The organism is Phycicoccus sp. CSK15P-2, from assembly GCF_016888005.1.
GTDB lineage: Bacteria > Actinomycetota > Actinomycetes > Actinomycetales > Dermatophilaceae > Phycicoccus.
Map to the genome: position 1 here is coordinate 35,551 of NZ_JAFDVE010000002.1, position 21,601 is coordinate 57,151.

The 21,601-nt window shown below is 72.1% G+C and carries 16 protein-coding genes and 1 pseudogene; 10 read left to right on the forward strand and 7 right to left on the reverse strand.

What is annotated here, in order from left to right:
• The first annotated feature begins 26 nt into the window (after window positions 1–26).
• From JQN72_RS00865 to JQN72_RS00885, 5 genes are all read left to right on the forward strand, one after another.
• Window positions 27–6,710: an RHS repeat-associated core domain-containing protein gene (locus tag JQN72_RS00865; RefSeq protein WP_204133265.1), complete on the forward strand. Its 6,684-nt coding sequence runs from the start codon at window positions 27–29 to the stop codon at window positions 6,708–6,710.
• Entirely contained in the window at window positions 6,707–7,018 is a 312-nt protein-coding gene (locus tag JQN72_RS00870) for a hypothetical protein (RefSeq protein ID WP_204133266.1), read from the forward strand. The genes JQN72_RS00865 and JQN72_RS00870 overlap by 4 nt, the downstream gene beginning before the upstream one ends.
• Before the next feature lie 182 nt (window positions 7,019–7,200).
• Entirely contained in the window at window positions 7,201–8,127 is a 927-nt protein-coding gene (locus JQN72_RS00875) for an alpha/beta hydrolase (protein ID WP_204133267.1), read from the forward strand.
• Window positions 8,128–8,397: 270 nt separating this feature from the next.
• Complete coding sequence (locus JQN72_RS00880) at window positions 8,398–9,696, forward strand: MurT ligase domain-containing protein (RefSeq protein WP_307812332.1); 1,299 nt, start codon at window positions 8,398–8,400, stop codon at window positions 9,694–9,696.
• On the forward strand, window positions 9,693–10,460 hold the full coding sequence (locus JQN72_RS00885) for a type 1 glutamine amidotransferase (protein ID WP_204133268.1): 768 nt from the start codon (window positions 9,693–9,695) through the stop codon (window positions 10,458–10,460). The genes JQN72_RS00880 and JQN72_RS00885 overlap by 4 nt, the downstream gene beginning before the upstream one ends.
• Before the next feature lie 58 nt (window positions 10,461–10,518).
• On the opposite strand, the gene JQN72_RS00890 is transcribed toward JQN72_RS00885, so the two are convergent.
• Both JQN72_RS00890 and JQN72_RS00895 read right to left on the reverse strand, forming a co-directional pair.
• A complete protein-coding gene (locus tag JQN72_RS00890; protein WP_307812333.1) occupies window positions 10,519–11,655 on the reverse strand; it encodes a lysylphosphatidylglycerol synthase transmembrane domain-containing protein in 1,137 nt (378 codons plus the stop codon).
• The gene (locus JQN72_RS00895; protein WP_204133270.1) at window positions 11,652–12,500 is read right to left on the reverse strand and encodes a PIG-L deacetylase family protein; all 849 of its coding nucleotides are present in this window, start codon (window positions 12,498–12,500) and stop codon (window positions 11,652–11,654) included. Before JQN72_RS00895 ends, JQN72_RS00890 begins: the two co-directional genes overlap by 4 nt.
• A gap of 18 nt (window positions 12,501–12,518) precedes the next feature.
• Here JQN72_RS00895 and JQN72_RS00900 point away from each other — a divergent pair, with 18 nt between their 5' ends.
• Window positions 12,519–13,655, forward strand: a complete 1,137-nt coding sequence (locus JQN72_RS00900; protein ID WP_204133271.1) for a glycosyltransferase family 4 protein — start codon at window positions 12,519–12,521, stop codon at window positions 13,653–13,655.
• On the forward strand, window positions 13,652–14,320 hold the full coding sequence (locus JQN72_RS18115) for an NUDIX hydrolase (RefSeq protein ID WP_204133272.1): 669 nt from the start codon (window positions 13,652–13,654) through the stop codon (window positions 14,318–14,320). The genes JQN72_RS00900 and JQN72_RS18115 overlap by 4 nt, the downstream gene beginning before the upstream one ends.
• Here the strand turns inward: JQN72_RS18115 and JQN72_RS00910 are convergent.
• Together JQN72_RS00910 and JQN72_RS00915 are read right to left on the reverse strand one after the other, a co-directional pair.
• Entirely contained in the window at window positions 14,311–14,643 is a 333-nt protein-coding gene (locus tag JQN72_RS00910) for a hypothetical protein (protein ID WP_204133273.1), read from the reverse strand. The two genes, JQN72_RS18115 and JQN72_RS00910, sit on opposite strands and share 10 nt — an antisense overlap.
• Window positions 14,640–16,022, reverse strand: coding sequence for a PspC domain-containing protein (locus JQN72_RS00915; protein WP_204133274.1), 1,383 nt, complete (start codon window positions 16,020–16,022; stop codon window positions 14,640–14,642). Before JQN72_RS00915 ends, JQN72_RS00910 begins: the two co-directional genes overlap by 4 nt.
• A 115-nt stretch (window positions 16,023–16,137) precedes the next feature.
• On the opposite strand from JQN72_RS00915, the gene JQN72_RS00920 reads away from it, so the two are divergent.
• Window positions 16,138–17,391, forward strand: a complete 1,254-nt coding sequence (locus tag JQN72_RS00920; RefSeq protein ID WP_307812335.1) for a PspC domain-containing protein — start codon at window positions 16,138–16,140, stop codon at window positions 17,389–17,391.
• Complete coding sequence (locus JQN72_RS00925; RefSeq protein ID WP_204133275.1) at window positions 17,388–18,098, forward strand: response regulator transcription factor; 711 nt, start codon at window positions 17,388–17,390, stop codon at window positions 18,096–18,098. Before JQN72_RS00920 ends, JQN72_RS00925 begins: the two co-directional genes overlap by 4 nt.
• Window positions 18,099–18,121: 23 nt before the next feature.
• Here JQN72_RS00925 and JQN72_RS00930 read toward each other — a convergent pair.
• Window positions 18,122–19,441: pseudogene (locus JQN72_RS00930) on the reverse strand (short-chain fatty acid transporter).
• Between the two features lie 187 nt (window positions 19,442–19,628).
• Between JQN72_RS00930 and JQN72_RS00935 the strand changes: the two are divergent.
• Window positions 19,629–19,976: a hypothetical protein gene (locus JQN72_RS00935; RefSeq protein WP_204133276.1), complete on the forward strand. Its 348-nt coding sequence runs from the start codon at window positions 19,629–19,631 to the stop codon at window positions 19,974–19,976.
• 9 nt (window positions 19,977–19,985) lie between these two features.
• Here JQN72_RS00935 and JQN72_RS00940 read toward each other — a convergent pair whose 3' ends face one another.
• Both JQN72_RS00940 and JQN72_RS00945 read right to left on the reverse strand, forming a co-directional pair.
• The gene (locus JQN72_RS00940; RefSeq protein WP_204133277.1) at window positions 19,986–20,972 is read right to left on the reverse strand and encodes a quinone oxidoreductase; all 987 of its coding nucleotides are present in this window, start codon (window positions 20,970–20,972) and stop codon (window positions 19,986–19,988) included.
• The gene (locus tag JQN72_RS00945; RefSeq protein WP_204133278.1) at window positions 20,969–21,568 is read right to left on the reverse strand and encodes a GNAT family N-acetyltransferase; all 600 of its coding nucleotides are present in this window, start codon (window positions 21,566–21,568) and stop codon (window positions 20,969–20,971) included. The genes JQN72_RS00940 and JQN72_RS00945 overlap by 4 nt, the downstream gene beginning before the upstream one ends.
• Between the last annotated feature and the right edge of the window lie 33 nt (window positions 21,569–21,601).

The window sequence follows — 21,601 nt, forward strand, 5'->3', positions numbered from 1 at the left end:
CACGACCTCATCGGGGGAGTAGCCAGATGGATACGAGCAGGCCCTCCCGGGCGGTGCGGGGCGCCGGCCGCCGTGCCGCTCTCGCACCCGCCGTCGGAGCGGTCGCGATCATGGCGCTCATCGCCTCCGGGGTGTCGGTTCCCGATGCCCGGGCCGAGTCCTCGTGGTCGCCGACGCCCGTCGCGGACGAGTACCGGGTCCCGGGTAAGGACGTGGCAGAGCGCACCCTCCCGGTGTCGACTCCCCGAGGGACGACCCCCGGGAAGCCGCGTTGGCCCAGCGGGAAGGGGCGGGCGCGAGCCGCAGCCGTCTCGTCCGAACGCGGGACCCCCGTGAAGAGCACCCCCGTGCGGATCGCCGCGGAGGACGCCCCGGCCACGGGCGAGGACTGGGGGGTCGAGGTCCTCGACCGCTCGGTGTCGGACGCGGCCGGAGTGCCCGGAGTGCTGATCTCGGTCGAGCCGCCCGAGGACGCGCGCGACTCGACCGTCGACGTGACGCTCGACTACGAGGACCTGCGCCGCGCGGTCGGCGCCGACTGGGCTTCGCGACTCCGTCTGGTCGAGCTCGACCCGTGCCGGATCGAGACGCCGAAGTCGAAGGACTGCAACGACTTCCAGCCGCTTGAGTCGAGCAATGACCGTGAAGCCGCCACGGTGTCCGCGGCGATCGAGGTCGACGGCCCGACGCTGGTCGCCGCCGTGGCCGGCGACTCCGGGAGTACCGGCACGTACGCCGCGAGCTCGCTCGCTCCGTCGGGGTCATGGAGCGCGGGCGGGAACAGTGGTGGCTTCTCCTGGTCGCTGCCGATCGAGACCCCGTCGTCGCCCGGCGGCGTCACACCCCAGGTGGGTCTGGGGTACTCGTCGGCCTCCGTCGACGGCCGGCAGCCGTCCACGAACAACCAGGCCAGCTGGGTCGGTGAGGGCTGGGACTTCGCGCCGGGAAGCGTGGAGCGGCAGTACCAGTCATGTTCGGAGGACCTCTCCGGTAGCAACACGACGACGAAGACCGCAGACCTCTGCTGGTACGGCGAGAACGCGGTGCTGTCCCTCAACGGCGCCAGCCACGTCCTGGTCAAGACCGCGTCCGGTTGGCGCCTGAAGGACCACGACGGCTCGAAGGTCGAGCTGCTGACCGGAGCACCCAACGGGGACAACAACGGGGAGTACTGGAGGCTCACGTCACCTGACGGGACCCAGTACTACTTCGGGCGCCACCGGCTGAAGAACTGGACGTCGGGCAAGTCTCAGACGAATTCGACGTGGACTGTTCCGGTCGCCGGAAACCAGGCCGGTGAACCGTGCCACGGGTCGTCCTTCGCGTCGTCATTCTGCAACCAGGCCTGGCGGTGGAACCTCGACCACGTGGTCGACGCACATGGCAACACCATGACGTACTACTACGTCAAGGAGTACAACTACTACGGCAAGAACCTTTCGCCGAGCCCTGTCCGGTACGTGCGTGGCGGATACCTGGCACGGATCGAGTACGGACAGCGTGACGGGAGCGAGTACAGCCAGCCGGCGCCGGCCCGGGTCGTCTTCGGTACGAGCGAGCGCTGCGTCACCACCAGCACGTTCACCTGCTCCACCGCGAACTTCACCGTCGCGAACGCGTCGCACTGGCCGGACACGCCGGTGGACCTCAACTGCACGTCCTCGGAGCAGTGCACCGGCCGGTACTCCCCGACGTTCTGGACGCGCAAGCGGCTGGCCACGGTCAGGACCCAGCACCTCGCGGCGGACGGGTCCACCTACTCGAACGTCGACCTGTGGGCGCTCAGCCACTCCTTCCCGTGGCCCACCGACGGCACGACTCCCGCGCTCTTCCTCAACAGCGTCAAGAGGACGGGCTACACGGGTGGGACGTCGTCGATGCCGGCGATCACTTTCGATGCCGTCGAGCTGCCGAACCGTGTCGACAGCACGTCCGACGGCATGCCCCCGATGCGCAAGCTGCGCGTCAACACCATCTTCGGCGAGACCGGGTCGGTCATCGGCGTGGACTACGACGGCGCGGAGTGCTCCCCGACGAACCTCCCGGCAAGCGACTCGAGCAACACCATGCGGTGCTACCCGGTGTGGTGGACGCCGGAGAACGCGACCGAGCCGATCAAGGAGTACTTCCACAAGTACACCGTCCGGGAGGTCCGCGAGCAGGACCGCACCGGCTCCCAGCCGGCGAAGGTGACGTCGTACGCCTACCTCGGCGGGGTCGGGTGGGCCTACGGGGACAGTCCCTTCGTCAAGCCCGAGCGACGGACCTGGAACGAGTACCGCGGCTACGGCACTGTCCGGACGACCTACGGCCGGTCCCCTGACGTCGTCGGGATGGAGGAGTCCACCTACTTCCGGGGCATGCACGGGGACAAGCTGCCCAGCGGGACGCGCAGCGCCACCGTCAAGGACAGCGACGGGGCGAGCGTCACCGACCATCCCGAGTTCCAGGGCAAGGTGCGTGAGGTCAAGGTCTATGACAAGGCCGGCGGCAGCATGCTGTCGAGCACGTTGTCGCGACCGTGGAGAGGCGCCTCCCAGGGCAGCCAGTCGCGTCCGAACGGGGCGGCGGCGCTGACGAGCCGGCCCGTGGGTGTCGACCTCATGGAGTCGAAGACGAAGCTCGCGAACGGCAGCTGGCGTCGCACCAAGGTGGGGCACACACTCGACGGCAACGGCAAGATCGTCCGGGTCGACGACCTGGGCGACACCGGGGTCACCGGGGACGAGATGTGCACCCGCCACGAGTTCTCGACCGCAGGAGCCATCCAGACCCTGCCGCGCCGGACCACGGTGTACCGGAAGCCGTGCTCGGCGACCCCGGCTCTGCCGGCCGACCTGGTGTCGGACACGAAGTTCCAGTACGACGGGCAGGCCTACGACAAGGCGCCGACGCACGGTGACCTCACCCAGACCTCACAGGTGACGTCGTTCTCCGGCTCGACCCCCGTCTGGTCCGCGATGAGCAAGGCGGGGTACGACACCGTCGGGCGGCAGGTGTCCGCGGTCGACGCCATGGACCGCGAGACGACGACGAGCTACGCGCAGACACCGGCCGGTCACGGCCTCGTCACGAAGGTGACGACGACGAACGCGGCCGGGCAGTCCTCGACGAGCACGGTGGATGCTCGTGGCTCAGAGACCTCGGCGGTGGACGTGTCCGGCGCGCGGACCGACGTCACCTACGACCCGCTGGGCCGGATGACCGCTGTCTGGTTGCCCGGTCGGGACAAGGCGACCGAGACGCCGAACACCGAGTACCGGTACACCATCAAGCAGACGGCGCCCTCCGTCATCGAGACGAGGACCCTCAACAACGCGGGGAGCTACTGGTCGAGCTTCGACATCCTCGACGGCCTCGGCCGGACGATCCAGACCCAGAAGCCCGGCGCCAGCAGCGGGCGAGTGCTGACCGACACGCACTACAACAGCCGGGGCCTGCCGTGGAAGGTCAACGCGTCCTACGCCGCCGCGGGAGGGGCATCCGGCACGCTGTTCGAGCCCTTGGACGGCAACATCCCCGCCCAGACCCGCACGACGTACGACGGGATGGGGCGGCCGACGGTGGCTGCGGTGCACAACCGGGGCACCGAGAAGTACCGCACGGTCACGAGCTACGCAGGAGAGGTCACGAGGGTCGACCCGCCGGACGGTGCGCCCGCCACGGCCAGCGTGACCGACGCCCAGGGGCGGCTGACCCGCCTCGTGACCTACCCGGGTGGGAGCCCGAGCGGGGAGTCGACCGAGACCACCTACACCTACGACGTGCAGGGCAACCTCACGAAGGTCGTGGACGACGCGGGGGCGACCTGGTCGTACGCCTACGACCTGATGGGCAACCGCGTCCGGTCGTCCGACCCGGACGCCGGCCAGACAGACTCCACCTACGATCTGGTGGGCAACCTGACGACGGCGAAGGACGCGCGGGGAGAGGTGCTGTGGTCGGGCTACGACACCCTCGACCGGCTCGTCGAGACGCGTGACGACTCCGCGTCGGGGGCCCTGCGCACCTCGTACACCTACGACACGGTCACCGCGGGGCTGCTCACCTCCTCATCGCGGTGGCAGGAAGGCGCGGAGTACAAGACCGAGGTACGCAGCTACGACGTGGCGGGTCGGCCGAAGAGCATCCGCCACACGATCCCCACGGCGGAAGGAGCGCTGGCCGGCACCTACGACTTCGCCACCTCGTACACGCTGAACGGGGACGTCGCGCGCCAGGCGTACAACTCCAAGGGCGGGCTGCCGTTCGAGTACGTCGACTTCGGGTACGACGGTCTGGACTACCCGGTCAGTGCACGGAGCAACACGGGTGCGGTGTACCAGCCGGAAGCTGCGTACACGGCCTTCGGCGAGCTGGCACGAGGCGTTCTCGGACCTCCTGCGGCCAAGGTCTACGCCTCCTTCACGTACGACGAGACGACGCGGCGGCTCACCCGCTACCGGTACGAGAAGAACGTCGCCCCGAACGTCATCGACACCCGGGACTACGGCTACGACGCCGCGGGCAACGTCACCTCGTCGGTGTCCGCCAGGTCCGGGGTGACCGAGCGCGAGTGCTTCGACTACGACGGGCACCGCCGCCTGACCGAGGTCTGGACGACCGCGCAGAGCACCTGCAGCACGCCGTCCGTCGGGTCCGGTGGGACGGTTGGAGGCCCCCAGGCCTACTGGCGGACCTACGGCTACGACGACCGCGGCAACCGCAGGACGGAGGTGCGGCACGACTCGGCCGGGACCGCGAGCAACGACATCGGACGGACCTACGGTTACCCCGCAAGCGCCACTGCCCAGCCGCACACCCTGCAGAGGGTGGAGCAGAGCGGGCCGGGTGCGCGGACCGACACGTACGCCTACGACGAGGCAGGGCACCAGACCAACCGGGTCACGGCCTCCGGCTCGTACACGCAGACGTGGGACGCCGAGGGCCGGCTCGCGAGCTCTGCGAAGTCGGGAGGGGCTACCGAGACCTACCTCTACGACGCATCCGGGTCGCGGATCCTCAAGCGCTCGGGGTCGACGGCACACCTCTACCTCGGGGGGACCGAGTACGTCGCCACGGGTGACACGGTCACGGCGACGCGGGCCATCCCGGTCGCCGGTGGCACGGTCTTCCGCAGCTCGGGTGACGAGCTCCGCTACGTGCTCGCGGACCATCAGGGAACGGGGCAGTGGATCGTCGACGGCGACGCCACCACCGCGACGCGGCGCACCCTGACGCCTTTCGGTGAGGAGCGCGGGGCCTCGGTCGAGTTCCCGCAGGACTCGGGCTTCGTCGGGGGCACGGTCGACGCAACCGGGCTGACCCACATCGGGGCGCGCGAGTACGACCCTGGCACGGGACGGTTCGTCTCGGTGGACCCAGTGCTCGATGTCACCGACCCACAGCAGATGAACGGGTATGCGTACTCGCACAACAACCCGGTCACCTTCTCCGACCCGACGGGTCTCCTGGACGACGCGGGCAACGGGGGTGCGGGAGGCCATACGGTCTGGGTCGACGGGAAGCCCTATGCGGTCAGTGGGCAGAAATGGAGCGACGAGGACGCTGTCAAGGGGGACGGCTCCGGGCCGGGCGGTAAGAAGTTGAAGACCAAGGGCACTTCTGCGGGGAAGGCGTCCGGGGCCGGACCGTCCGAGCGGGACATCCAAAAGGCCAAGGAGGTCAAGCGGCGCTCCATCCTGGATGTCATCAAGCAGGAGGGTGCCGAGATCCTGCTCGAGGTCCTCGGTGTCAACGACATGCTCAACTGCTTCACCAAGGGCGATCTCGGGGCCTGCGCGATGATGGTCGTCGGTGCCCTGCCCTGGGGGAAGATCCTCAAGGCCAAGAAGATCGGCGAGGCCGTGTGGCGGGCCGGGAAGGCCTTCCTGCGGCACCTGGATGACGTGAAGTGGGCCGACGAGGTCTTGGCGTGTTCGATCAACAGCTTCACCCCGGAGACGGGTGTGCTGATGGCGGACGGGTCGAGCAGGCCGATCGGCGATCTGCGGCCGGGGGATGAGGTGTGGGCTGCGGATCCGGAGACGGGTGAAGCGGGTCCGCGTGCGGTGGAGGCGGTCATCGAGGGTTTCGGTGACAAGGACATGGTCGACATCACGGTGCACGTGGCTGGTGAAGGTGTCGGTGGGGCTGTTGGGTCGGACACGGTGTCGGCGACGCGGAACCATCCGATCTGGTCGGTGGAGCGGGGTGCGTGGGTGCCGGCGGGGAAGGTGGTTGTCGGGGATCTGTTGCGGACCGCGGCGGGCACGTTCGTGCAGGTGGATGCGGTGCGTGCGTACACGGTGCACGGCGTGGGGGTGCGTAACCTCACGGTTGCTGAGCTGCACACGTTCTTCGTCGTGGTGGGTGGCGCATCGGTCCTCACCCACAACTGCGGCGAAGCTAGTAAGGGCGCCGAAGCAATCGGTGACATGGTCACGATGCGGCACTACACTTCCACGTCAGCGGCTCGCGCCATCATCGAGGATGGGATGCTGAGAGCCCGAGACCAAGGAAAAGTCTTCATGACTAGGGCGAAGGGACGGCCCTTGTCGCCAGCAGATGCTGAGAAGACGTTGGGTATCTCGAAGGGTCGCGGCAACGCCGTCATCGAGTTCCAAGTGCCTCGTTCCAGGGTCTACGAGCGCCTTAACCCTACGATGGGCATTAAAGAATGGGTCGCAGACGGCGATCTCCCGCTGGATAATGTGAAACGAGTCCGATGAGCATGCCCGAGAGTGTCGCTTTTACGCTGGCTGAAGCGCGTGAACTTGCCCGGGTCCTCGAGGCAGTGGTGGTCTCAACTCATCAGATCTTCACCTGGGAGCTCGATCACCACTCGGTGGAGGGCCCCCGTGAATCGGTGGAGGACCCTCTCAGGGACTATTTCTCGGCGGAGGGTGGGGATGCCTGGCGGCGTCTGTCGCAGGCCAGGTACATCGTGTCGGTCGCTCTCGACCGGAATCTCGGAGAGGACGCGGCGCATTCGCTGTACGAGGGTGTGAGCTACTGGGCGGACGAAAGGCCGAGTTGACCGCTTAGGGCGTGCAGCGGCTAATGGCGCTGTAGCCCACTCCAGGGAATGCTGCACGGATAGGTGGCAACCGATCGGTGCAGCATCCCAGGTGTGAACAAGCAGGCATCGCAGGGTGGGCGCGCATCGTTCGGTGTCGTGGCAGGCTGTGGCCCTCATCCCCGGCGGCGAGGACGTACCCCATGCAGAGCACCACGACGACGGTCACGGTGGCCGACGGCACCGAGATCTTCACCCACCGCTGGCTGCCCGACGGCGAGGCGAAGGCCGTCCTCGTCGTCGCCCACGGGATGGCCGAGCACTCCGCCCGGTACGCCCGGCTCGCCGAGACGCTGACCGCAGCGGGCTACGCGGTGTACGCCCACGACCACCGCGGGCACGGCCGCACGGCGTCCGCGGCCGACCACGGCTACCTCGCCGACCACGACGGATGGGCCACCATCACCGCCGACCTGCGAACCGTCGTCGCCCACGCGTCGTCCGAGCACACCGGGCTGCCGGTCTTCCTCCTCGGCCACTCGATGGGCTCGATCCTCGCCCGCACACTCGTCATCGGCGGCTCGTCCGAGCTGGCCGGCCTCGTCCTCACCGGCCCGACGAGCCACACGGAGGCGCTCACGCGCGCCGGCGCCGGCATCGCCGCCACCGAGGCGCGCCTGCGCGGTGGCCGGCACACGAGCGCCCTCATGGACAAGCTCTCGTTCGGGCAGTACAACGCCGCGTTCAAGCCCAACCGCACCGACTTCGACTGGCTCTCCCGCGACGACGCCGAGGTCGACGCCTACGTCGCCGACCCGCTGTGCGGGAACACCTTCACGTCCGGGTTCTTCAGCGACCTGATGGGCGGACTGCTCCTCGTCAACGACCGCCACAAGGTCGCCGGTGTCCGGCGGGACCTGCCCGTGCTCGTCCTCGCGGGCGACCAGGACCCGGTCGGCGCCGGCGGCAAAGGACCGCGGCAGGTCACCGAGCAGTACCGGGAGGCGGGGCTCACCGACGTCACCCTGACGCTGTACCCCGGGGCCCGGCACGAGATCTTCAACGAGACGATCCGCGACGAGGTGACCGCCGACCTCGTCCGCTGGCTCGACGCGCACCTGCCGGGCTGAGCGGCAGCCTCGGGCGACGCGTCCGGCGTCGACGACGACCGGGAGCCGGGTGGTGGAGCGTGAGGCGTCGACGACGACCGTGAGCCGGGTGGTGGAGCGTGAGGCGTCGACGACGACCGTGAGACCGGTGGTGAAGCCCGGGTTCCATGTGTCATCACCGGTGGGGTCCGGGCTTCACGGGTCGGTTCACCAGTGGGAGGACACGAGCGTCACGGTGGAGCGCCGGAGGGTGATGCCGCGACCCCGGCGCCCTCTGGCTAGGGTTGCCCCGTGCTGAGAACGGCGACCGCGGTCGTGGCGGGCAAGACGGCCCGGATGCTCGCGCGCCGGCGCGGAGGAGGGTCGGCCTTCCCCGGCCTCGTCGCCGAGCGCATCCAGCCCCGCATCCTGCGCACCGCACTGGCCGGCATCGACGGCGGCATCGTCGTCGTCAGCGGGACCAACGGCAAGACGACCACGACCAAGATGCTCGTCGCCGTGCTGCGCGCCCACGGGCGCACCGTGTTCTCCAACCCGACGGGCTCCAACTTCACCCGCGGCGTGCTCTCCGAGATGCTCCCGCAGCTGCCGGTCAGCGGCCGCCTCGACGCCGACATGGTCGTCGTCGAGCTCGACGAGGCGCACGCCATGCGGTTCATCGACGAGGTCCCGCCCACCCACTCGCTCCTGCTCAACGTCGCGCGCGACCAGCTCGACCGCTTCGCCGAGATCGACCACACCGCCGAACTCCTCGCCCGCCTCGGCGCCGCCTCCACCGAGGGTGTCGTCGCCAACGCGGACGACCCGTTCACCTCGCGCGCGGCCGCCCCGCTCGGCGTCCCGGTGCGCTGGTTCGGGCTGGACGCCTCCATCGCCGACCGTCTGCCCGAGCTCACCGAGCACGACGCCCGGTTCGACGACGCCGCGGCGGCGCACGACTTCGGCGCCGGCGACGCGCGCCTGCGCCCCCGCGACGAGCGGGCCTTCGACATCGTCTTCGACGACCTCGAGGTCGGCCCGGTCACCCTCCAGCAGCGCGGGCTCGCCGCGATGATCAACGCGACGGCCGCCACGACCACTGCCCGGATGCTCCTCGCGGGTGCCTTCGACGCCGCCACCACGGCCGAGGCACTGGCCGCCGTCCGGCCACCGTTCGGCCGGGGCGAGGTCGTCATGGTCGACGGCCAGCCGCTCGAGCTCGTCCTCGTGAAGAACCCGGCCGGCTTCGGCGTCGCGCTCAACACCTACGGCAGCACCCCGGTCGCGACGATGGTCGCGATCAACGACAACGACGCCGACGGCCGCGACGTCTCGTGGCTCTACGACGTCTCGTTCGCCTCGCTGCGCGACCGCGGCGTGGCCCTGACCAGCGGCGTGCGCGCCTACGACATGGCGCTGCGGCTGCACTACGACGACGTCGCCACCGACCGCGTCGTCCCCGACCTCGACGACGCCCTCGAGGCGTTCGTCGCGGCCCACCCCGACGAGCCGAAGCGCATCTTCTGCACCTACACGGCGATGATGGCGCTGCGCCGCACCCTCGCTGCGCAGCACGGGCTGGCCCACTTCGGCGAGGAGGCCCCGGCATGACCACCGAGACCCTCGAACCCGCCGGCGCGAGCAAGGGGACGATCACCGTCGTCCACCTCTACCCGCGCGAGATGAGCATCTACGGCGACCGCGGCAACACGCATGCGCTCGCCGGTCGCATCCGCAGGCACGGCTACACCGCGGAGGTCGTCCTGCACGATCCCGGCAGCACGTTCCGCTCCGACGGGCACCTCTTCATGGGCGGTGGCGGCCAGGACTCCGGACAGGCCCGGGTCGAGGCCGACCTCGAGGCCGTGGGGCCCGCGCTCAAGGCCATGGCCGCCGACGGCGTCCCGATGCTCGTCATCTGTGGCATGTACCAGCTCTTCGGCAACAGCTTCCACACCGTGACCGGCCAGGTGCTGCCCGGGCTCGGCATCCTCGACGTCACGACGAAGGGCAACGACAAGCGGATGATCGGGCCGGTGTGCCTCGAGACCGAGTACGGCAAGGTCGTCGGCTACGAGAACCACTCCGGCTCCACCGTGCTGGGCTCCGGGCAGGAGGCGTTCGGCTCGGTCCTGTCCGGCCACGGCAACAACGGCGAGGACCGCACCGAGGGCGCCCGGACGAACCACGTCATCGGGTCGTACCTGCACGGGCCGCTGCTGCCCGCGAACCCGATGGTGTCCGACGCGCTCATCGCGGTCGCCGCCGAGCGTGCCACCGGCCGCCCGTTCGAGCCCGAGGACCTCGACGACCCGCTCGCGGACGAGGCCCGCACCCGTCAGGTGCGCCGCCTCCTCTCCCGCGAACGTGTGTGAACACGCCGCAACGGCTGGCGCGTGTTCACACACGTTCGCGAGGAGGTGCCGCGGGAGGTCAGCCGGGGTCGGGGTGCGGGCCGTGTGGGCCGTCATCCGGGGCGTCGACCGTCGGCGGGACGGTGACCGGGCCACCGAAGACCGGCTCCTCGCCCTCCGGCGGCGGCTCCTGCTTCGGGCTGATCGACCACAGCAGCCACCCCAGCCCGCCGAGCGGCACCTCCATGACGTGCGTGATGAGTGAGAAGAGCACGACGCCGGCCGTCGCGGCGGCGGAGTCGGCTCCCCAGCCCACGAGGATGACGGTCGTCGCGGTCTCGGTCACGCCGACGCCGCCCGGCGTGATGCCGACCGCGGTGAGCAGCCGTCCCACGGCGTAGGCCCCGAACAGCAGGTTGAGCGGCAGCACCACCCCGGTCTCGCGCATGACGAGCCCGAACAGCACGTAGTAGATGCCGAAGAAGCCGACCATCCCGAGGGTCATCGACCACCAGCGCCACCGGACGACGTCGATGATCCGTGCCCGCAGGTCCTGGACGAGCTCCTCGACGCTCATGGTCGACTCCGGCCTCCGTCGGCGGACCACCGGGCGGACGACGCGGTCGATCGCCGCACCGAGCCGCTGGGCGACCCGCTCGCTCGCGAGCATCCCTGCCACGGCACCGAGCACGGCGAGCCCGACGAGGGAACCCCCGATCGCGAGGTCGGTGAGCGCACGGGGCAGGGTGACCCCGCTGAGCACGAGCACGAGGATGGCGACGACGGGCAGCGCGATCCGGGCCAGGACGTTCCAGACGCCGGTGACGATGGCCGACGTCGACGTCGCCCGGCGGGTGAAGCCCCACGAGCGGCACATCGCGAACGTCGCGGCGAGCCCCACCGCCCCGCCCCCGGGGAGCAGGTTGGACACCGACGACCCGCAGAGGTTGATGATCAGGGCCTTCCCGTGCGAGAGCCCGCGCAGCGACCCCGTGAAGGTGAACGTGTAGCAGTACAGACCGGCGAGCATGAGGGTCTGGAGGCCCAGCATGTGGAGCAGCGGGACCGTCCGGATCACCGCCCAGATGTCCGACCACGACGTCTGCGCGAAGTAGGGGAGCCCCCACACGAGCAGGACGACGGCGAGGGCCATCCCGAGCGCGAACTGGGCGAGCTGGCGCCCCTGAGTCGGGATCTCGACCCCGCCGGCCCTCACGGCAGGTCCTCGAAGATGTCGGTGCTCACACGTCCCCCTGGCGCTCTCGACGGGTCGCGGAACCATTCGCGCCCGAACACGAGATCGTAGAGCGGCCGGGGGACCCGGAGGAACGCGGCCAATGTCCGGTCCCCGGTCTGGACGCCCTCGCCCGGTTCGGCGGCGCCTCCGCCCGTGGCCTGTGAGGCGTGGGCCCGCATCGAGGTCCGCTTGGCCGCGACGTACCGGCGCACGTCGACCCGGTGGGTGATGTCGGCACGGGCGGTGAAGGCACGGTCGAAGGACGTCGGGTCGAACTCGGCGGGGAAGCGGTACACGCGCGCGGCGAACCGGACCGCCCGGGCGATGGTGTCGCGCGGCACGGTCGCCTCGAGGACCCGCGGGGTCCCGGCGACCTGCGCGGCCAGCGCGCCGACCTCGTGCACCCGGCGGTGGTCCCGGTGCCCGTACCCCCCGTTGACGTCGTAGGAGAGGAGGACGTCGGCGCGCTCGGTGCGCAGCACGGCGGCGAGCCGTTCGGCGGCCTCCTCGAGCGGTGCCCGGCAGAAGCGGACGACACCCGGGGCGTCGGGCTCGGGCTCGGCGCCGCTGCCGCTGTCGGCGTACCCGAGCCACTCGACCCGGGCCACCCCGAGCGCGGCGGCCGAGCGCTCCGCCTCGGCCAGTCGGAGGACCCCCAGTCGCTCGCCGCGACGCAGCTCGTCGTCGGCGAGACCCGCCCCGCCGTCGGTCGCGAGGACGAGGACGACCCGGTGGCCCTCCGCGGCGGCGCGAGCCATCGTGCCGGCCGTGAGGAGGGCCTCGTCGTCGGGGTGGGCGTGGAACGCCACGAGGGTGCGGGGCATCGTCGCCCATCCTCCCGCATGGCAGGGTGGACCCTCGTGAAGGTCGCCCTCCTCTCGGACTGCTACCCACCGCGGGTCGGAGGCATCGAGCGGCAGGTCCACGACCTCGCCCACCGGCTCGCCGCGACCGGGCACGAGGTCGAGGTGTTCACCGCGACGGCCGGCCCGGGCGGTGAGCGCAGGGGTGCCCGCACCCACGAGGCGGACCGGGTGGTCGTCCACCGGATGGCGGTGCCGCTGCCGGGCGGGGTACCGGTCAACCCGCTCGCACCCCCCGAGGTCCACCGCCGGCTCGACGCGGGCGGCTTCGACGTCGCCCACGGGCACCTCGGCGTCGTCAGCCCGTTCGCCACCGACCTCGTCCGCACGGCACTCGGTGCCGGCCTGCCGGTGGCGGCCACCTTCCACTGCGTGCTCGACCGTTCCCGGGTCGCGTTCCGCCTGGCCGGCCACGTGCGCCGCTGGGCGGCCCGGGGGGTGGCCCTGAGCGCGGTGTCGGGCATGGCGGCCACCCGGGTGCGTGACGTCGCGGGGGACGCCGACGTCGCGGTCCTGAACAACGGGATCGACGCGGCCTGGTGGGAGCGGGACGCGTCGCGTGGGCGTTCTGCCGAGGGTCTGCACGTCGACACCGTGATGCGGCTCGTCCGGCGCAAGCGCCCCCTCGCCCTCCTGGGCGCGCTGCACGGGGCGGGTGAGCTCTCCGGCGCAGCGGCTCCGCTGCGTGCGACGGTGGCGGGTGAGGGCCCGCAACGCCGGACGATGGAGGCCTACCTCCGGGGGAGGGGGATGCGGGGCGTCGAGCTGCCGGGGCGTCTGGGCCGCGAGGAGCTGCGGGACCTGCACCACGACGCCGACGTCTACCTCACCGCGACGCGGCTGGAGGCCTTCGGCATCGCCGCGCTCGAGGCCCGGGCCGCGGGGCTACCGGTCGTCGCGCTGCGCGGCACCGGTGTCGACGACATCGTCACGCACGGCGTCGACGGTCTGCTCGTCCCCGACGACGCCGGGCTCGCGACGGCCGTCGCGGGGCTCGCCGCCGACCCGGGACGGCTCACCGCCCTGCAGGACGCCGCGCGCGAGGCCCCGCCACGCCAGGACTGGGCGAGCGCCGTGTCGGCCACCGTCGACGAGTACCGACGGGCCGGCGCGTGATCACCGTCGTCGGCGAGGCGGACGGCCGACGGGTCGTCGCCGTCGAGCTCGGCCACGGTGCCGACCCCCGGGACGAGCTGCTCCGGCGCGGCTGGGCGTCGCGCGAGGTCCGGGTGGACGGCGGCCTCGGCGACCTCGTGCTCACCTTCACCGTGCAGGCCTCCTCGGAAGGGGCGCGCGGACCCGCCACCGTGCCCGTCGAGGGCGGGACGGCGAGGCGGCGGCGCGTCGCCGCCTACGCGGTCGTCGTCGCCGACGGCTCCCTCCTCCTGACCCAGCTCTCCGACCGCACCGGAGCGAGCGGGCGCTGGAACCTCCCCGGTGGAGGGCTGGACCCCGGTGAGGCCCCGGCGGACGCCGTCGTCCGGGAGGTCATGGAGGAGACCGGGCAGGTCGTGGACGCCGTCCGGCTCGTCGAGGTCGTCACCCGGCACTGGACGGGAGGCACCGGGGCGGAGAGCCTCGACAACCACGCCGTGCGCCTCCTCCACTCCGCCCGCTGCACGGAGCCGACCCGCCCCGTCGTGCACGACGTGGGCGGGTCGACGTCCGACGCGCGATGGGTGCCTCTCGAGAGGCTGGGGGAGATGCCGGTCGTGGCCACGGTGCCCACCGCGCTCGAGGCGGTCGGTCACCGGTGGGAGCATCCCTGGCCTCAGTCCTGACGCCGGCTCGCGCGCAGTCCGAGGGCTCCGACGCCGAGGACGAGGAGGCCGCCACCGACGACGACCCACGGCCCGACGTCCTCCCACGGCACCGAGACGTCGACGGTCAGGCTCAGCCCGCACACGACCGCCGTGACGAGCCCCAGCATCCCGAGGACGAGCCCGAACGGCGCCGGTCCCTGGCGGTACGTCGGCCCCGGTGAGGCTCCGGACGCACCTGCCGTGGACCCGACGGTGTCGGTGGTCGGGGCGTCCGCGTCGTCCCGGTCGTCGCCCAGGCCGAGATCCTCGGCCAGGGGGCGGGTGGTGTCGTCGGTGGTCATGACTGCTCCTCGATGACGATGCTGCCGAAGTCGACGTGGGTCCGGACGACGAGGTCGGGGGTGTCGTCCCCGATGACGACCTCTTCGGTGACGTCGGTGCCGTTGCGGGCGAAGACGGTGCGGTCCCCGACGTACTCGGTGACCTCCTCGTGCCGGATCTCGCCGAAGTCGATGGACGACTCGACCCGCAGGTCGAGGCCGTCGGGGACCCGGACGACGAGCTGGCCCGCGGTGAGGTCGGCGTCGATCGTGGGCGGGTCGTCGGACGAGTCCAGGGTGGGCAGGCCACTCAGCGCCGTGAGGTCCAGCGTCGCGTCACCGGCACCGAGCGAGTAGTCCGCCGGGAGGGAGGCCGCCGTCGGGGTCCAGACCCGGTCGCCGATCCTGTCCTCGGGAATGTTCGACGCGGCGGCGGTGGCGATCGTGGGGACGGCGAGGACGGCCACGAGGAAGCCGCTGAACCCGGCCGCCCTTCCGCTCAGCGCGAGGGCGATGACGACGACCGAGACGCCCGTCAGGGCGAGGGCGAACCCGAGGGCGGCGGGGACCGCGTCCAGCCCGAGCGGGTCGGACAGCGCGATCCCGGCGCCGAACAGGGCGACGGCGAGTCCGAGCGACATGAGGCCGACGTACCCGCTGGGCCGGCGCCTGCGGGGGCTGGGCGGCGGGGGAGGTACCAGCTCCGCCGACCGCGGGGGCGTCGGAGGTGCCGGTGGCGGCGTGTTCCACCCACCCGGTTCGCCGTACCGTGGCGGGGACCATCCACCGGGTTCGCCGTAGCGCGCGGGCCGGGCGGGCGCCGGGCCCGGGGCCGCCGGGACGCCGGCCGGCGCGAACGAGCTCGTCGGGGCTGCCATGGTCGGTCCTTCCGTCGGTGGTGGCGGGGGTGTGGTCACGGCGGGGTCGGGGCGGGGCGTGGACGTCCCGGAGGGACTGGCGCGGGTGGCGAGGAACCACACGACGAGCACGACCGGGAGGAGGACCCACAGGCTCCCGTTCCAGTCGGCACCGCTCAGGCCGTAGGACACGACCCCGCCGACGAAGAACACCGACGTCGCGACGAGCAGGAGCACCGCGGGCCCGTCGCCGTGCCGCAACGCGCGCTCGGCGAGCATCCGGCCGCCCCGGTCGGGCAGCAGGAGCCAGAGGACGAGGTACAGCGGGATCCCGAGGCCACCGGCGAACGTGAGCACGACGGCGGCTGCGCGGATGAGGAGCGGGTCGACGTCGAACCGTGCCGCGATGCCCGCGCAGACCCCGCCGAACCAGCGGCGGTCGGTGTCCCGGTGCCACCCGCTCGTGCGCAGCCGGTCGAAGAGGTCGTCCAGGGTGCTGTCGCCGCGGGAGGGCGCCGGCCCGTAGTGAGAGGTGTCCGTCATGACGCCCAGCCTTCCGGCCGGGGGGTCGACCCGCCATGAGGGTCGACCCTGACCCCTCCCTGACCGGACCCCGGCGAGGGTCCCCAGGCGGCCGGACGTGCGTCAGGATGGTGCCGTGCCCACCCCCTACCAGCCCGCCGCGACCCGGCTCGGCCCCGAGGCCGTCCCCGAGCCGGCCCCGGTGTCGGCGCGTCCGCCGCTCGTGCGCTCGCGCGCGGGGTGGACGCCCGGGGTCTGCGCCGCGATCGCCCGCCATCTCGGGGTCTCGGTCACTGCCGTGCGGCTCGCGGTGGTGGTCCTCGCCTTCTCGGGGGGCGCGGGCATCGCGGCCTACGGCTTCCTCTGGGCCCTGACACCGCTGGAGGACGTGGCCCCGGAGGGCGAGCCCTCCGCGCTGTGGAGCGACCGCCGACGGTCGGTGCTCGTCATCGTCGGCGGGGTCGTGCTCGTCGTGGTCGGTCTGGCGCTCTCGGTGCCAGGAGTGGGGGTCACGGTCCGCAGCTCGGTCCTCGTGCCCGCCTTCGTCATCGGGGTCGGCGCGGTCGTCGCCTGGTCCAACCTCGACGAGGCACAGCGGGGGCGCTGGCTCGCCGGGGGCCGCGGCGGTGTCGGATGGGTGCGCGTGGCGCTCGGCACGGCGCTCGCGCTCGTCGGCATCCTCGTCCTCGTGACCCGGGGTAACTCGGTCTCCGAGGTGTGGGACGCGCTCCTCTCCGCCGTCGCCGTGCTGCTCGGCACCCTCTTCCTCGTCGCCCCGTGGGCCGTGCAGCTGTGGGGCGACCTGCGGCGCGAGCAGGTCGCGGCCGCTCGGGCCACCGAGCGCGCCGACATCGCCGCGCACCTGCACGACTCGGTGCTCCAGACCCTGGCCCTCATCCAGCGGCAGTCCGGTGACCCGGCGTCGGTGACCCGGCTCGCCCGTGCCCAGGAGCGCGAGCTGCGGTCCTGGCTGTACGACGGCCCGCAGGGCTCCCAGGAGTCGCTTGCGGCGGCCGTGACCGAGGTCGCGCACGAGGTCGAGGACCTGCACGGCGTGCCGGTCGACCTCGTCGTCACCGGGGACCGGCCCTTCGAGCAGCACGGGTCCGCGCTCTCGCGGGCGATGCGCGAGGCGCTGCTCAACGCCGTCCGGCACGCGGCGCCGCCGATCACCGCCTATGTCGAGATCGGCCCGTCCGGGGTCGAGGCGTTCGTCCGCGACCGTGGGGAGGGCTTCGACCTCGACGCGGTACCCGAGGACCGGCTCGGCGTCCGCCAGTCCGTGCTCGGCAGGATGGAGCGACACGGTGGTGCCGCCCGCGTCCGGAGACGCGAGGACGGCACCGAGGTCGAGCTGCGGCTGCCACCGCTGGAAGGAGACCCGTCATGACGACACCCCCGACCGCCAGGTCCACCCCGATCAGGGTCGTGCTCGTCGACGACCACCGGATGTTCCGCACGGGTGTGCGGGCCGAGCTCACGGAGGCCATGGCCGCCGGTGGGCCGGTCTGCGAGTTCGTCGGCGAGGCTCCGGACGTCGACACGGCCGTGTCCGTCATCCGCACGGAGACCCCGGACGTGGTGCTCCTCGACGTCCACCTGCCCGGCGGGTCCGGCAACGGCGGCGGCGACGTCATCCGCGGATGTGCCGGTGTCGAGACCGCCGACGGGACGCCGGTGCGGTTCCTCGCGCTGTCGGTGTCGGACGCGGCCGAGGACGTCATCGCGACGATCCGGGCCGGGGCGCGTGGCTACGTGACCAAGACGATCACCGCACGCGACCTCGTCACCGCCATCCAGCGGGTCGCCGACGGAGACGCGGTCTTCTCGCCCCGGCTCGCCGGGTTCGTCCTCGACGCCTTCGGCGCGGCGGCCGGCGAGATCGCGGAGGTGGACGAGGAGCTCGACCGCCTGTCCGCCCGCGAGCGGGAGGTGATGCGGCTCATCGCGCGCGGCTACCAGTACAAGGAGGTCGCCAAGGAGCTGTTCATCTCGGTCAAGACCGTCGAGACGCACGTGTCGTCCGTGCTGCGCAAGCTGCAGCTGAGCTCGCGGCACGAGCTCACCGCCTGGGCGATGGGGCGCCGCCTCGTCTGAACGCAGCCCCCGGGCGTCCGGTCTCAGAGCGACACGACGAGCAGCGTCCCGGCGAGGACGACACCGGACGCCAGCAGCGTGACGGTCGTGTACCCGAGGATGTCGCGCATCCTCAGCCCGGCGATGGCGAGCAGCGGCAGCGCCCAGAACGGCTGGACCATGTTCGTTCACTGGTCGCCGTAGGCCACCGCCATGACCGCGACCGACGGGTCGACCCCGAGCTGCCCGGCCGCCTCGAGGAGCACCGGCCCCTGGACAGCCAGCTGGCCGCCACCGGACGGCACGAAGAGGTTGACGACCCCGGCGGACAGGAACGCGAGCACCCCGAACGTCTGCGGGGAGGCCACGCTCGTGATGGCGTCGGAGAGCACCTCGATGAGCCCCGATGCGGTCATGATGCCGAGGATCCCGGCGTAGAGCGGGAACTGCAGGAGGATCTCGCCGACGTTGGAGGCCGCGTTCTTGGTCAGGGCGATGAGCTCGAAGGGGTTGTGGACGAGCAGTAGGACGAGGGCGAGGAACGTCCAGTTGACGACGTCCAGGGTGAGGGTGCCGCCGTCCGCGACGTGCAGCGCGAGGTAGGCGACGAGCAGGAGCCCGAGGGCGAGTGTCGGGAGCCGGCTGGCGTCGACCCGGTCGGCGGGGGTGACGATGTCGTCGTCGAGGGCCGGGCCGTCGTCCCGGGCGTCGACCTCGAGCTCGACCACCCGGTCGTCCTCGCGCGGGGCCACGAGGAAGAGCGCCGCCGCGACGGCGGCGACGACGAGGACCACTGCGACGACGTTCCAGACGGCGAACGTGGTCTGCGACAGCGGGAGCGGGGCGCCGAGCTGCTCGGCGACGAACGAGTCGGGTGTCGCGGCGGTGAGGGGCGCGCTGCCCGAGTAGCCCATGTGCCAGACGACGAAGCCGGAGAACCCGGCCGCGACGAGCATGGGGAAGTGCAGCCGTATCCCCTTCTCCCGGCCCTGGGCCGCGACCTCCTGGGCGAGCAGCGCCCCGACGACCAGGCCCAGGCCCCAGGTGACGAGCGAGGCGACCGCGGCCACCGCGAAGACGAACACGTAGGCGCCGGCGGGTGAGCCCGGGACGGCACCCAGCGCGCGGAGCAGGCGGCGGACGGGCCGGGTGTGCGCCAGCGTGTGCCCGAGCAGGAGGATGAGCGCCATCTGGGTGATGAACGCGAGCAACCCCGACAGCCCGTCGCCCCACCCCGTCACGACCTCCTTCGGCCCGGCGTCGGTGAGCAACAGCGCCATGAGGGCGACGACGAAGGTGAGGGCGACGGCGAAGACGAGGGCGGAGGGGATGTACCGCTCGACGACGGTGTTGACGGGCCGCATCGCGCGGGCGAGCGTCCGTCCGCGGGGGGAGTCGGGCACGGGGTCCTCCTGGCGTCGGCGGCAGGGCTGCGCTGCACGGTAGCGACACCCCGGGGCCGGCGCCTGCCGGAGAGCAGCGGCCCGGGGCGGCTCCCCGCGAGCCGACCGCGGGCCGGGTCGTGCCGGTCGGGCCCCTAGGCTGTACGGCATGGAGTTCGTCGAGCACCTCTTCGTCCTGGCCCACCTGCTCGGCATGGCCGCCGTCATCGGCAGCGCCGTCTTCGTGGCGCGCGGGAAGGCGACGCCCGCCCTGGTCTGGGGTGCCCGGGCCCAGATCGTCACCGGGCTGCTGCTCGTCGGGCTCGCCGAGATGGGTGACGACCCCGTGGACCACACGAAGGTCGCCGTGAAGCTCCTCGTCGCCCTCGGTGTCGCCGCCTGCGCCGAGATCGCGTCCGGGAAGGCCCGTCGTAGCGGCACGCAGCGTCGGCAGCTGGTCGAGGTGGCGGGCTGGCTGGCGGTGCTCAACGTCGCCGTCGCGGTCCTCTGGTCCTGACCTCGCGGGTCAGGGCACGAGCAGCAGCTTGCCCTGGGTCCGTCGTCCCTCGAGGTCCTCGTAGGCGCGGGCGGCGTCGGCGAGGTCGTACCGGCCGCCGACCGTGACCTCGAGCGACCTGTCGGCCACGGCCCCCAGCACCTCGTCGGCCCGCCACTCGAGCTCCCCCCGTGTCGCCAGGTGGTGCGCGAGCGTCGGACGGGTGAGGAACAGCGAGCCGCCGCGGTTGAGCCGCTGGATGTCGAACGGCGGCACCTGGCCGCTCGCCGCACCGAACAGGGCGAGCGTGCCCCGCGGGCGCAGGGACGCGAGCGAGGCGTCGAAGGTGTCCTTCCCGACGCCGTCGTAGGCGACGTCGACGCCGTGCTCCCCGACCGCGTCGGCCACGGCCGCGGCGAGGTCGTCGACAGCCTGGTGGTCGATGACGTGGTCGGCGCCCAGTCGCTCGGCCCTGGAGCACTTGTCCGGCCCGCCGGCGGTCGCGACGACGACCCCACCGAGGCTCTTGACCATCTGGACGAGCAGCTGCCCGACCCCGCCGGCCGCCGCGTGCACGAGGGCCACCGTTCCGGCGCCGACCTCGTGGGTGCTCCGGGTGAGGTAGTGCGCCGTGAGGCCCTGGAGCATGACGGCCGCCGCGCTGTCGAGCGCGACGCCGTCCGGGACGCGGACGAGCCCGTCGGCGTCCCGCACGCAGTACCGGGCAGCGCTGCCGACCCCCTGGGGCCACGTTACGCGGTCGCCGACGGCGAACCGGTGGACCTCCGAGCCGACCTCGACGACCGTCCCGGCCCCTTCGTTGCCCGCGACGTAGGGCGTCTCCATCGGGTAGACGCCCTCACGCTGGTAGACGTCGAGGAAGTTGACGCCGGCCGCCGCGACCTCGACGAGCACCTGGCCGGGGCCGGGGGAGTCCGCCGTGCGCTGCTCGACCGTGAGCACTTCACGGCCGCCGGTGTGTGGGACGACGAGGGCCGGGCCGCTGCGGTCGCTCATCCCGCCAGCCTAGGTCGGCCTCGAGGCGCGGTGGTGACCCAGTAGCGGCGCTTGTCACCGCGCACGTCCTCGAGGACCCCGCCGTTCGCCTCGATGACGCGCGCCGACCCGACGTTGTCGTCGTCGCAGGTCACGAGGGCGCGGTCGATCCCGAGGCCGGCGCACACGGGCAGGGCGAGCCGGAGCGCGTCGGTCGCGACGTGACGGCGCCGCGCGGAGGGACGCACCGAGTAGCCGACGTGGCCGCCCGCCTCGAGCAGGAACGGGGTGAGCCGGTGCCGGACGGCCAGCGAACCGAGGTACGTGGACGGGGCGGCGTCGTCGACCATCCAGAGGAACGTGCACGGGACGTGGCCGGTCGGGCGCGGGTGGTCCTCGAGGGACTGGTCGCGCCGGTGGGCGGCGAGGCGCTCGAACCCTTCGGGCGTCTCCAGCTCCTCCCGGGTGAAGGCGACACCGGCGAAGCCGCCCTCGTCCGCCTCCTCGACCCAGTCGCCGTCGCCGTCCCGCAGCTCCTCACCGATGGCGACGAACTCGTCGTGGGCGGCGAGGTAGGAATCCCGCAGGCGTGCGTCGGGTCGGACCAGGGTGATCATGTCGCGGACGGTACGGAACGCCCCCGGGGCGCG

Bases quoted from the DNA above. Each gene is read 5' to 3' on its own strand.
- JQN72_RS00885 (WP_204133268.1), top strand. From the start codon at position 9,693: ATGACCACCGAGACCCTCGAACCCGCCGGCGCGAGCAAGGGGACGATC.
- JQN72_RS00865 (WP_204133265.1), top strand. From the start codon at position 27: ATGGATACGAGCAGGCCCTCCCGGGCGGTGCGGGGCGCCGGCCGCCGT.
- JQN72_RS00935 (WP_204133276.1), top strand. From the start codon at position 19,629: ATGGAGTTCGTCGAGCACCTCTTCGTCCTGGCCCACCTGCTCGGCATG.
- JQN72_RS00910 (WP_204133273.1), bottom strand. From the start codon at position 14,643: ATGACCACCGACGACACCACCCGCCCCCTGGCCGAGGATCTCGGCCTG.
- JQN72_RS00925 (WP_204133275.1), top strand. From the start codon at position 17,388: ATGACGACACCCCCGACCGCCAGGTCCACCCCGATCAGGGTCGTGCTC.
- JQN72_RS00870 (WP_204133266.1), top strand. From the start codon at position 6,707: ATGAGCATGCCCGAGAGTGTCGCTTTTACGCTGGCTGAAGCGCGTGAA.
- JQN72_RS00915 (WP_204133274.1), bottom strand. From the start codon at position 16,022: ATGACGGACACCTCTCACTACGGGCCGGCGCCCTCCCGCGGCGACAGC.
- JQN72_RS00895 (WP_204133270.1), bottom strand. From the start codon at position 12,500: ATGCCCCGCACCCTCGTGGCGTTCCACGCCCACCCCGACGACGAGGCC.
- JQN72_RS00875 (WP_204133267.1), top strand. From the start codon at position 7,201: ATGCAGAGCACCACGACGACGGTCACGGTGGCCGACGGCACCGAGATC.
- JQN72_RS00940 (WP_204133277.1), bottom strand. From the start codon at position 20,972: ATGAGCGACCGCAGCGGCCCGGCCCTCGTCGTCCCACACACCGGCGGC.
- JQN72_RS00945 (WP_204133278.1), bottom strand. From the start codon at position 21,568: ATGATCACCCTGGTCCGACCCGACGCACGCCTGCGGGATTCCTACCTC.
- JQN72_RS00900 (WP_204133271.1), top strand. From the start codon at position 12,519: ATGGCAGGGTGGACCCTCGTGAAGGTCGCCCTCCTCTCGGACTGCTAC.